Source organism: Nitrosomonas sp. (genome assembly GCF_019752095.1).
Taxonomy (GTDB): domain Bacteria; phylum Pseudomonadota; class Gammaproteobacteria; order Burkholderiales; family Nitrosomonadaceae; genus Nitrosomonas.
This window is the reverse complement of sequence record NZ_JAIEMO010000013.1, coordinates 79730-91399: the sequence shown is the minus strand read 5'-3', so window position 1 is coordinate 91399 and position 11670 is coordinate 79730. Positions and strand designations below refer to the sequence as shown.

The following is an 11670-nucleotide window of genomic DNA, read 5'->3' as shown; positions in this document are numbered from 1 at the left end:
TTACCTTTTATGGACGACCACCTTTTGAAGCTGCTGTTCCAAGATAGCGATTGACGGGAATTTTTCAGGGTCGACTACTTATATTTCTCTAGTGAGGCACTGACTTCCCGGAAGGTTTCAGGGCTATCTTTAATTTTTTTGTTTGAGGTATCTATAAGAGATGTTATTTTTTGTTGCTCATGCTTCAAGCGAGTGAAATATCTTACAATAATGATGATATAGTTTTGTAATCTCACATCTTCAAGAGATTGTGACTTCATTATCGAAAATACTTGGCTCAGGGTCTTTTCGTTCAAAGAGCCATCATTGAATCGTAGTGACAACCTATCCAGATAGATCGAAAAAAGCAGCGATATCAGTTGATTATCTGATTCTTCTAATATCGAGTACCTAAAGTAACTATCCGTTAACAAGGAGAAGTCAAATTTCTCCTCATATAGTGAACTTACTGCATAAATAAAGGATGGCAAAGTGCTTTTAATTTCTGATAATTCTACATCATTCATTGCTATTACGGTTTTAGCATATCTTTTCGCCGTCTTATAATCATTCGAAAAAAAATATAATAATGGCAATTGTATGTCGTCAAAGCAATTTGGACGGATGACTGCCTGAATTAAGAGACGGTTTAGCTCACCAGGTTTGAATTATTTAATGGGTTAGCGTAATACATTTGTCGTCGTGTGGCTAATGATCACCGTTTTATTTTCTCTCGTTCATCCAAAATAGATTGACCGCGGCCGTAAAAAACATCGGCGGGTGTCAGATTATTCAGAGATTCATGATAACGCTCATGATTGTAATAATCGACAAACTGTCGAATACGGTATTCCAATTCACCGGGAAGATAATAGTTTTCCAGCAAGATCTGGTTTTTCAATGAACGATGCCAGCGCTCGATTTTACCCTGAGTCTGCGGATGATAAGGTTTGCCGCGTGTATGGCTCATATTCTGATCTTCAAGGTAATGTGCTAACTCACTTGAAATATAACACGGGCTATTGTCACTCAATAATCGGGGTTTATGTTTGACTTTGACTTGGTCGAATCCTGTAAAAAGCAGCGCATCATCCAGCGTGTCTGACACATCATGGTGGCACAAAGCCGCCAGACGATAATGAATCGCGAGAAATCATCCAATACAGTCGATAAGTAATACCAGCCCCAGCCGGTTATTTTGAAATAGGTAAAATCGGTCTGCCACATTTCATTGACCCGCATCGCTGGATGCTGGAATTTGTCTTTTTCCTGTATGAGAATATAGGCTGGACTGGTGATCAGATCATGGGCTTTCAGTAGCCGATAGACTGTTGATTCCGACACAAAGCTGGATTGTTCAACTAGGCGGATGATCTCGAGTTTCTCGGATGCAGAATACCTCATATACCGTTCTCCCCATCCCCGATCATACTTTTTTTAAGCAGGCGGTTTTCCATTAACAGTTCCGCCAAGGTTTCTTTCAATGCGCGGGCCTCAGTACGCAGATTTCTGACTTCATCCGTGGTCGCTTGACGAACAATATCTCCCGCTAACCGTTTCTTCCTGGCTTCCAGAAATTCCTTCGACCAGCGGTAATATATATTCGTATTGACACCTTCCCGGCGACATAACTCCCCTATGCTGTCCTCGCCACGAAGACCTTCCAGCACTATGCGTACCTTTTCTTCAGCTGAATAATTACGGCGGGTTGCACGACGAATATCTCGTACAGTTTTCTCAGTACTGCGGTTCTGATTATCCTTCTTTGTCATCGTCGTTCCTCTTTCTTTAGGGTAACGATGAACTAAAAATGTCTCTTAAGCAATCACGCTATTTTGTCCAACTTGGGTTGACGGTATACAATTCCAGCTTATAAGCAGTTTGTGGCTTTAGCAGGATAACTGTGCCCGCAGATAAGTGTGACTTTGCACTTTTGCGACAAAATCTTACACAATCCATCTGCACAGTTTCTTAATGGCAATGCAACTTGGCAAAGGCCTCACGCCTTACGAATACATCTGCAAAATATGGACAAATGAACCGGAACGATTTATCGTTAACCCATTCCAGCACACCGTGGGACTAAACACCTAATTATTGTGAAATTTGTGATAAAAACCACAGCGAAGTAAATGGACATCATGTAATCTAACGCAGAGTATCCTAAATGATTAAAATCTTCATCTATGATGATGATTATTATTTAAAGTTTCTTCGGTAGGTATTGGATTGGCAAAATCTCAATGAATTAGCGATGTAAATTTGTTTGGTTGAATATGAAAAGCCCAAATTGCAAATTGCCAAACCCTGCTACTCTTTATGAGTACATCACTGATGGACGAATTCCTGAGTACATTCAGAAGGCGGGTGATCTGCTGGTAGCAGGAGAAGCCAAATCATGTATTGATCACCTCAATAAGACTAATGTGAAGAATGTTGAATCACCCTGGGGCTGGATTATCGCAGCAACGGCACATTGCCAACTTGGAAATTTTAAAACGGCAATTGAAGTTTCGACGCGAGGTTTGCAACATACCGGAGAGAATTCATATTTGTTAGATTGTCTGGGTGTGGCCCATGCCGGTCTTGGCGGTTCAAGCAATGCAAAGATTCTTTTTCAGAAAGCCGGAAAGAAAAATCCCAAGAATGTTAACAGTATAGTTAATCTTGTTAATATCCATCTACTTCACCATGAAATTGATCTGGCATTTGCTGTACTAGCTCATGGTCTGGAAGACAATCCAGATGCTATTGAAATCAGGCATTTATATATTCAGTTGCATCCTATATGGGTACTCTCTATTGAGAATGAAAGAATTCGATTGAGAGTTCGCACACCGCTTGATCATCAATTTGTGAAGGATTGTTATGCCAATGAATCTTTCATGAATAACTATAATCGCTATCTATCAAATTCATTCCGGCAATCCAAATCGCAACAGAAAGCTCGCCATCCCGACCGTTTAATTGTATATAAAAATAAAAGTATTCAATGGATCATTGAAAAAATTGATCCTTTGAATACCGGGGAAATCCAATATACTCCAATAGGTCTTGCTTCATTAACAGAAATTCATTGGGTGCATCGCCGCGCAGAAATTTTGATTGGTTTTCCCAATGCAACAAAATTCAACGGCACCCGCATACCCCTAACGGCAATGCTCATGATATTAGATTTTGCATTTAATAAGATTGGATTCAATAAACTAACAAGTGTGGTTTATGCTGAAAATTCTTATGCGCAAAGATCTACATTAGCGCTCGGCTTCAAGCAGGAAGGTTTTCTAAAAAATCATCTTTTTGACCAGAAACTAAATCGCTGGATAAGTATTTATCATAATTCGATGTTGATTGAGGAATTTGGAGAAAATACCCAGCTTGTGAACTTCTCCAAACGACTGTTGGGATACGAACTGCATCTCAATCAGTCGAGTCTTTTTCACAAGCTTAAAAATTTTTAAAAGGACTGTCTTATGTTGATCAATGGCACATCAGTGAATGATAAATTATTCGGTACTTCTAGAGATGATTCCCTATATGGCTTCTTAGGGAATGATGAACTTCACGGAGGTGAAGGTAATGATTTTTTGGAAGGGGGAGAAGGTAATGATGCGCTCGATGGTGGAGACAATAGTAGTGGTAAAGGGGGAGATACTGCCAATTTTTCAAAAGCGACAGATGCTGTCATTGTGAACCTCGCCCTTGGCACCGCAACCGGAGGTGCCGGAGAGGATACCCTCACCAATGTTGAGAATATCATAGGAAGTGCATTTTCAGATACATTAATAGGTGATGATAACTTTAATGTAAATGAACTGTACGGCGGTAAAGGTGATGACACTTTGCTAAGTGGTGGTGGCGACGACATATTGACTGGAGGGCCAGGTAATGATTTTCTGGATGGCGGTAAAGGTGCTGATACCGCCAGTTATTCGGATGCAGCAGGGGCGGTAACTGTAAATCTTGTAACCGGATTGGCAACAGGTGGTGCTGGAAGGGATACCTTGTTTGATCTTGAAAATATATTTGGTAGTTCATATGCGGATACGTTAACGGGTAACGCAAATGATAACCAGCTAGATGGTGGTGCAGGTAATGATTTACTCAGTGGCGGCAGAGGTTTTGATTGGCTTAATGGAGGAATAGGTAACGATACGCTCAATGGTGGTGGAGATATTGGTTTTGACTTTGATACTGCTGATTATTCGAGTGCAACCAGTAGCGTTAGTGTGAATCTTTTAACCGGAATCGCAGCAGGTGGCTTAGGAAATGATACGTTGCTGAACATTGAAAATGTTCAAGGCAGCTTTAGTGCAAGCAATACGCTAACAGGCCACACAGGCTCAAATCAGCTGTGGGGGGGGATAAACAACGATACACTATCAGGCGGTGATGGAGATGATACGCTCCGTGGTGATGCTGGCAATGATAGTCTAAGTGGCGGAGATGGTATTGATTGGCTGGATGGGGGAGATGGCAACGATATGCTCAATGGTGGAGCAGGCGCCTTTGATACCGCTGATTATTCAAATGAGTTCATTAGTGACGTTACTATAAATCTTTTAACCGGTATCGCAGCGGTTGGGTCTGGTAAGGATACTTTGCTTAGCATTGAAAATGTTCAGGGTAGTTTTAATGTAAGTAATACACTAACAGGCAACGCAAGCTCAAATCAGCTGATGGGTGGTTTCAGGAATGATATATTATCAGGCGGTGCGGGAGATGATACGCTGCGGGGGGATAGTGGCAACGATATCCTCAATGGAGGCGCAGGGGCCGATAATATGCACGGTGGATTTGGTAATGACAGCTATATTGTTGATAGTATAGATGATATTGTTCTTGAGTCTTCACTGGAAGGGCTTGATAAGATCAGCAGCAGCGTAACTTATACGTTACCCACCGAGGTGGAAAATCTTACATTGACCGGTGCATCGGCGATTAACGGCACAGGCAATGGCAAGGCTAACGTTATCACTGGAAATGCTGCCAACAATCATTTAAATAGCAGGGCGGGTAACGATACGCTTGATGGTGGAGCGGGTAATAATGTATTGACCGGTGGATCAGGTAATGATGTCTTTAAATTTACCACAGCTGGACATATAGACAAAATTACTGACTATAACGTCGCCAATGACACAATTCAGCTAGAAAATAGCGTGTTCAGCTTGTTAACTGCAACCGGTACATTAGATTCTGGTCAATTTGTGATTGGTGCGAAGGCGATGGATAGCAATGACTTTGTTATTTACAACGATGCAACGGGTTCATTGTTGTACGATGCGGATGGTAATGGCGCCGGGGTAGCAATAGAAATTGCCGGTGTTGGTGTTGGGTTAGCAATGACAAATGCCGATATTGTGGTGATATAAAAGTCAGAATTAAACTTAATGCTTGCTAGGTCATTGAATCTGAATTAATATCTATGGCAAGAGTTAAGGATACTAATGTCAACCGGCGAGAAACTTGTACTGAAGACAATAACTAGTTTTCTCGCCGGTCTTGAGGTGAAAAATCAGCCCAATTTGACTTAATTTGGGATTGCCTATTCGTGTGGCCTGCGTTTGCCACGTACTTAAGCCCCTTTGCGTCGGCGAATAACCGCGAGAGTAGCCAAGCCGAAGCCGAAGAGAGGGAGAGATTTCGGTTCTGGTATTGGAGAGGCAAGAAAGCCATGGGCTGTGGTGGAGTCCTGGAAGTTTCCCACGATCTGGCCGGTGTTATTGATTCCTTGGGCTGATGTATAGGAAGCGCCAGGGACGTCCAAGCTAGTGTGCTAGTGTAGGTGTAAGTGGTTGTAGCCCAAGCGCTAGATATTGCCACGAAAGCCGACACGGAAGCCAGAAGAAACTGTGTTCCTACGAAGGACACTAAAGTGAATGAAAATCTCAAATTGCCTCCTTATTAATAAAAGAATTTTAGCTCAGACTGTAGCATATAATGCAGAAGTAAGTGTATGAAAGAAGCCAATATTATATCGTAATATATAGAGTGAGCCGGATTTGGTAACACTAAGGTAATTTCTAGAGTATGGTGCTGCCAAGTTAACTTTATCTGACCAATAATGGTGGAATGATGAATTTAGTGACCCTATATGCCATCACTACTGTCCCGTTAACTTTTACACCAAGTACATCTGATAATTGTTAGTATTTTTATCGACGAGTGGATCCCCACGCAATAAAGCCATTAGGTCACGTTTTTCAAACAAATTGAGCTGCAATAATCGCAGAATTTGTTGCATGCTTTTGCTCATTTTTGACTGAAATTTGATGAATGCTAATAGCAAATATACGCATACAGCGATCCAAACCTGAGTCATGACTGCATTTTTACTTGTCCCAACAAAAGTCTTGATTTTCAGATTCTGTTTAATCCATTTGAAGAGCAACTCTACCTGCCAGCGTGCCTTATAGATATCAGCAATGGTTTTGGCTGATAGCTTGAAATTATTGGTTAGAAACACATAATGTTTGCCGGTTTCTTTGTCTCGGTAACCGATACGCCGCAGCTGAGCTGGGCATTCTTTTGCTGACTTCAAACCAGTGAACTTGATGATTTGATCACTGCTCAATCCTTTGTACTTCAAGACCGGCTCACGACTGACAACCTTGAATTTAGTGTTGGATTTGAGGCGAGTAATAAAGAATATCTTTTTCTCTGTCAATTGGTTGTACCAACCGTAATCGCAGTACCCCCTGTCAACAGCTACAATGCTACCTTGGGGAAATTGCAGTGTACGGCCAATTTCAATATCACTGGTCTTGCCTTCCGTAATGGCGACAAACTCAGGAAGATAGCCGCTATGATTCAATCCGACATGAAGCTTAATGGCGCTTTTTGTCGTGCGAAAATTTGCCCACGGAAAGACCGACAAACAAAGGTCTATGGTAGAAGCATCCAATGAATAGAGTGGGTTCTTGAAACGAAAATTGTGGCCTGGTGTCATTGCCTGGCAACGACTTAATAACTTCCCTGCCAGGGATTCATGCAACGTATAAGGTTTATCTTCGTTGATGCGAGACAAGTTGGAACGCGTCAACTTCATACTACCCAGATGATAGAGACGATGCGCCTGGACTGAGATATTTTCAACAATATCTCGCAAGCTCTTCCGTCCTGCCAATTGTGCCATCGCCAAGGTCACAAACTGCGACCATCTAGATGCAGTGCGGAATGAACGACCTGAATGATGTTCTTTTGCCAAAGTCTCAAACTCATGTCTCGGTACAAATTTTAGTATTTGTGAAAAGATCGTATTATAATGTGACATGGCCTGATTTCCTATTGTATGTCGTCAAACCAATTTGGACAGATGGCAACCTAAATTAAGAGACGCTTTAGCTCATCAGGTTTAAAGATTTTGCTTGGTTATCGTAATACATTTGCCGTCGCATCGCTAATGTTCGACATTTAATTTTCTTTCGCTCATCCAGAATAGATTGCATAAAAGACATCAGCGGGTGTCAGATTATTCAATGACTCATGGTAGCGTTCGTGATTGTAGTAATCGACAAACTGGCGAATGCGATCTTCCAATTCACCGGGGAAGTAATAGTTCTCCAGCAGGATCTGGTTCTTCAGTGAACGATGCCAACGCTCGATTTTACCCTGAGTTTGGGGATGGTAGGGTTTGCCACGTGTGTGAGTCATATTCTGACTCTCAAGATAATGTGCCAGTTCACTTGAAATATAACACGGACCATTGTCACTCAATAATCGTGGCTTATGTTTAATGTTGACCTGGTCAAGTCTTGTAAAACGCAATGCATCATCCAGCGTGTCTGATACATCATGGGTACTCATGGTAGTGCAAAGCCGCCAGGCAATAATAAACCGCGAGAAGTCGTCCAGTACAGTCGATAAGTAATACCAGCCCCAGCCAGTTATTTTGAAATAGGTAAAATCGGTCTGCCACATTTCATTAATTCGCGTCGTTGGGTGCTGAAACTTATCCCTCGCTTGCATCAGGATGTAAGCTGAGCTAGTGATCAGGTCATGGGCTTTCAATAGCCGGTAGACTGTTGATTCCGATACAAAACTGGATTGTTCATCGGTATACATGACTGCCAGTTCCCGCGGTGACAGTTCGGGCTTATCCAGTGCAAGCTCAATAATTGCAGCCTGCTGGTCTTGCGGAAGTTTATTCCATACCCATCGAGGAGAGGGCTTTCGATCTTCCAATCCATCTATACCGCCTTTCTGGTAGCGCTTCAGCCAATCGTAGAAAGTGGATCTGCAGATACAAAGCCGCAACAGTGTCTGCCCAACTGATAAACTGGATTGCTCAACCAGCCGAATGATCTCAAATTTCTCGGATGCGGAATATCTCATATACCGTCCTCCCCATCCCCGATCATATTTCTTTTAAGCAGGCGGTTTTCCATTAACAGATCTGCCAGGGTTTCTTTCAGTGCACGCGCCTCAGTACGCAGGTTTCTGACTTCATCCGTGCTTGCCTGACGAACAATATCTCCCGCTAACCGTTTCTTCCCGGCTTCCAGAAATTCCTTCGACCAGCGGTAATATATATTCGTATTGATACCTTCCCGGCGACATAACTCCGCTATGCTGTCCTCGCCACGAATACCTTCCAGCACTATGCGTACCTTTTCTTCAGCTGAATAATTTCGGCGGGTTGCACGACGAATATCTCGTACAGTTTTCTCAACACTGCGTTCGGGGTGATCTTTCTTTGTCATCATCGTTCCTCTTTCTTTAGGGTAACGATGAACCAAAAATGTCTCTTAAGCAATTAGGCTATTTTGTCCAACTTTTGCTGACGGGATACAGTTCAGGTATGTCAACACGGGATAGAAACACAGTATTAGGAGCAGGCGTCGGTGCTGTCGGAGGTGCGGTCCTTACTAATGGCAGCACTCTTGGAACCGTTGGAGGTGCAGCGGTAGGTGGTGTTATTGGTAACCAGATGGGTAATGGTAAGCACAAAAAATAACGACTTCAATTATTATTTGTAAGTTTGTATGATATGTGCTGTTTGAAATGAAGCCCCTGTTTGCAAGGCAACGATTAGATTAGCGTATATTTCATTCTCTTAACCTTGTCTGATTGTGAGAATGCTCAGCAGCGTGTTTCGTCCCCATATTCTCTGGGACTGATATCTCAATTTTCTGCCATATTACAGACATAGGTCGCCAGTTCGATCCTGGCACGACCTACCAAATATAAAACAAGGGGTTAGTTAACGCTAATCCCTTTTTTATTTTCGAACATAGCAAAATGTTTTTTGTCATGAAGTTATCTATAGACGGCACCTTGATATTTCCCGAAAAATAAGCAAAATAATTCGATTGTCGTCTCTGGATCGAACTTATGCAGAGCTTTAATTCAGAGTTAATTTTATACGTTATAACTAAATATATTCCGATAATTAGTCGAAATTTCCAAACCTGATGACCAACAGCGTCTCTAAATTCTGGCTATCTTTGTCCAAATTCCTTTGACGACATACAACCTGAACAACCACCCAAGATGACTATCATCGTTAAGAATGTCGCACTGACTATTATTTTCATAGAAACCCTAATTGTCAAATCTCAAATATCGGCAGATTGCTAAACTTACTTAAGTAAAACAACAAATCATGTGGAAAAATGCAAAGAAAGTATTGGCAAACATTGAAGTAGGGTGGTAGGACAGGACTTCTAAGAATTTATTCCCTGAGAATCTTGACGCGATTGTTGGCGTAATATCGGCAAAAACTCGAGAAACTAATCGATGATAGAGCCACAGCGGAATGTTGTGTGGTTTTGGATGGAAATTGATGGCATTTTTGTAGAATCGCTGAATTATTCATTATGCCAATATCACGCAGGTACAGTTAATTTATTGGTACCATCATCTGTTCTGCATGTAAATATGAGCGGTTCTTTTCTATGGCTGAAATGCATGAATTCTTTAAGTTAGTCCTTGATGCAATTACAGAACATATCGCTGTAATTGATCGCGAAGGTAATATTGTTTTCGTAAATCGAGCATGGAAAATATTTTCTCACGATAATAACGGTTTAATTAATAATGATTGGAAAGGAGTTAACTATCTTAAGATATGCAACAACTCTGCAGTCACGGGAGATGAATCCGGACTAAAGGCTGCAGCCGGTATAAAAAAAGTAATAAACAGTGAGCAATCATCATTTTATTTTGAATATCCTTGCCACAGCTCAGATGAAAAACGCTGGTTTATAATGCAGGTTACGCCATTTGTATTTAATGCCACCTCTTATTTTGTTGTATCACATAAAAATATAACTGAGAGAAAACTTGCTGAGGAAGAGGTGTTATACCTGTCACGTACGGATTGGCTTACTAATATTCCAAATCGTAGATGTTTAGATGAATTCTTAAAAAATGAACATCGGCGTTGCAAACGATTCAATTTGCCAATCTCTCTTGCAATTATCGATATTGATCATTTCAAGCTATTAAATGATACCTATGGACACCAGGCAGGCGATGAATGTCTAATTCAAATTGGTGCGGTTCTTATTGCCTATACCAAAAGGCCAAGCGATATCTGCGGCCGATATGGCGGTGAAGAATTTTTGATAGTACTCGGCAATACTACTATTGAGCAATCCTTAGATGTCGTGAATAAACTTCTCAAAGCTATACGTGAACTAAAAATACCAAATAAAAATTCACCAACCATGGCAACTGTTTCTGCCAGTATCGGCTTGGTGTCAACTAATCTCGTTAGGGATATTAACGAAAAAGAATTGATAAAATTTGCCGATGCTTTACTCTACTCAGCAAAAGAAATGGGTAGAAATCAGATCGTCTATAAATACGTCAAATAGGTACTGCCTAGTTAACTTCAGCCGAGCGATAGTTCAAGATACCGAAATGAACCTAGGAAAACCGTCACTAATAAGTTAAAAAATTATGGCGTCGCCTACCGAGATCTTGTCTCCACTACGATTCACGACAATTCTCGATATGCCCACAATCGTACCGAACTTTTACACAAGCCAATTCGTTTGACAGAACGAGGCATGCGCTGGTTCAAGTCTATGGTGCAGGCACAACGATTCTGGAATGTCTAAGCTGCGTGTGCAATCTATTTAATCTTGACCGTCATTAGCCATTGCCGAAATCAGAGACAAGGTGCTTTTGCGTATTGGAATAAGATAACGGTAGCTTAAGGCCAGTAAATTTAGTGTTTTGGCAGACCTGCGAGAGTTAGCTTGGCAATACCCACCGTGGCGAGTCAATGCTTTCATGATACGCTTGATGGTCTGGTCAAGCAGGTTCCGCAGTTGCTCTGTCGCCGGTGTGCGTACACTGCAGAAATCCGGCGTGCCATTCTGGATATGATAGACCCTATCGATTATCAGGCAATAATGGTTGCAACGTCTTTTTCTACTTACGAACAATTAGTGTTAAACGCCTTAGATAAAAACGCCTCTAAAGTTGGCGCAGCTTCAGGCCATGATATTCGCTTGGCTTTGCAGGCTGAGGGTTTAGGTAAGCGTGAGATTGGCGTCATTATGGGCGCATTGGTAGAAAAAGGCGTGTTAGAACGGTTAAAAGTGATTGACGCCGATGGCTTATTTTATATGGCTTGTCGGCGGGTAACGCTTGGCAAATAACCTATTGTTTAGTTAGTAATGGTATTAGAAAAGCCCGTGCATGGCGAATTACTAATTCTCGCCAAAAATTAATCCC

Annotated in this window: 8 protein-coding genes and 4 pseudogenes; 7 read left to right on the top strand and 5 right to left on the bottom strand. The window is 41.7% G+C overall.

Annotated features, from left to right (window positions below):
- Window positions 1-74: 74 nt before the first annotated feature.
- Window positions 75-506: a hypothetical protein gene (locus tag K2Q13_RS05730; RefSeq protein ID WP_292919854.1), complete on the bottom strand. Its 432-nt coding sequence runs from the start codon at window positions 504-506 to the stop codon at window positions 75-77.
- 188 nt (window positions 507-694) lie between these two features.
- Window positions 695-1751: pseudogene (locus K2Q13_RS05725) on the bottom strand (DDE-type integrase/transposase/recombinase).
- 220 nt (window positions 1752-1971) lie between these two features.
- Between K2Q13_RS05725 and K2Q13_RS05720 the strand changes: the two are divergent.
- The 3 genes and pseudogenes from K2Q13_RS05720 to K2Q13_RS05710 form a co-directional block, all read left to right on the top strand.
- Window positions 1972-2073 (top strand): annotated as a pseudogene (locus K2Q13_RS05720) (IS481 family transposase); the annotation flags it as partial.
- 182 nt (window positions 2074-2255) lie between these two features.
- Window positions 2256-3440, top strand: coding sequence for a GNAT family N-acetyltransferase (locus tag K2Q13_RS05715; RefSeq protein ID WP_292919852.1), 1185 nt, complete (start codon window positions 2256-2258; stop codon window positions 3438-3440).
- A gap of 12 nt (window positions 3441-3452) precedes the next feature.
- Window positions 3453-5354, top strand: a complete 1902-nt coding sequence (locus K2Q13_RS05710; protein ID WP_292919850.1) for a calcium-binding protein — start codon at window positions 3453-3455, stop codon at window positions 5352-5354.
- Window positions 5355-5557: 203 nt separating this feature from the next.
- On the opposite strand, the gene K2Q13_RS13310 is transcribed toward K2Q13_RS05710, so the two are convergent.
- The 3 genes and pseudogenes from K2Q13_RS13310 to K2Q13_RS05700 form a co-directional block, all read right to left on the bottom strand.
- The gene (locus tag K2Q13_RS13310; RefSeq protein ID WP_365725353.1) at window positions 5558-5689 is read right to left on the bottom strand and encodes a PEP-CTERM sorting domain-containing protein; all 132 of its coding nucleotides are present in this window, start codon (window positions 5687-5689) and stop codon (window positions 5558-5560) included.
- Between the two features lie 414 nt (window positions 5690-6103).
- Window positions 6104-7255, bottom strand: coding sequence for an IS4 family transposase (locus K2Q13_RS05705; RefSeq protein ID WP_292919849.1), 1152 nt, complete (start codon window positions 7253-7255; stop codon window positions 6104-6106).
- 67 nt (window positions 7256-7322) lie between these two features.
- A pseudogene (locus K2Q13_RS05700) lies at window positions 7323-8684 on the bottom strand (IS3 family transposase).
- A 38-nt stretch (window positions 8685-8722) separates the two neighbouring features.
- On the opposite strand from K2Q13_RS05700, the gene K2Q13_RS05695 reads away from it, so the two are divergent.
- The 4 genes and pseudogenes from K2Q13_RS05695 (at window position 8723) to K2Q13_RS05685 (ending at window position 11594) form a co-directional block, all read left to right on the top strand.
- Complete coding sequence (locus tag K2Q13_RS05695; protein ID WP_292919847.1) at window positions 8723-8938, top strand: glycine zipper 2TM domain-containing protein; 216 nt, start codon at window positions 8723-8725, stop codon at window positions 8936-8938.
- Between the two features lie 940 nt (window positions 8939-9878).
- On the top strand, window positions 9879-10802 hold the full coding sequence (locus K2Q13_RS05690) for a sensor domain-containing diguanylate cyclase (protein WP_292919845.1): 924 nt from the start codon (window positions 9879-9881) through the stop codon (window positions 10800-10802).
- 48 nt (window positions 10803-10850) lie between these two features.
- Window positions 10851-11048: pseudogene (locus K2Q13_RS13305) on the top strand (IS6 family transposase); the annotation flags it as partial.
- A 141-nt stretch (window positions 11049-11189) separates the two neighbouring features.
- Window positions 11190-11594: a hypothetical protein gene (locus K2Q13_RS05685; protein WP_292919843.1), complete on the top strand. Its 405-nt coding sequence runs from the start codon at window positions 11190-11192 to the stop codon at window positions 11592-11594.
- Window positions 11595-11670: the final 76 nt, after the last annotated feature.

Excerpts from the sequence above, each read along its gene's own strand:
- K2Q13_RS05730 (WP_292919854.1), bottom strand. The coding sequence starts at position 506 with ATGAATGATGTAGAATTATCAGAAATTAAAAGCACTTTGCCATCCTTT.
- K2Q13_RS05715 (WP_292919852.1), top strand. The coding sequence starts at position 2,256 with ATGAAAAGCCCAAATTGCAAATTGCCAAACCCTGCTACTCTTTATGAG.
- K2Q13_RS05710 (WP_292919850.1), top strand. The coding sequence starts at position 3,453 with ATGTTGATCAATGGCACATCAGTGAATGATAAATTATTCGGTACTTCT.
- K2Q13_RS05705 (WP_292919849.1), bottom strand. The coding sequence starts at position 7,255 with ATGTCACATTATAATACGATCTTTTCACAAATACTAAAATTTGTACCG.
- K2Q13_RS05695 (WP_292919847.1), top strand. The coding sequence starts at position 8,723 with ATGTCTCTTAAGCAATTAGGCTATTTTGTCCAACTTTTGCTGACGGGA.
- K2Q13_RS05690 (WP_292919845.1), top strand. The coding sequence starts at position 9,879 with ATGGCTGAAATGCATGAATTCTTTAAGTTAGTCCTTGATGCAATTACA.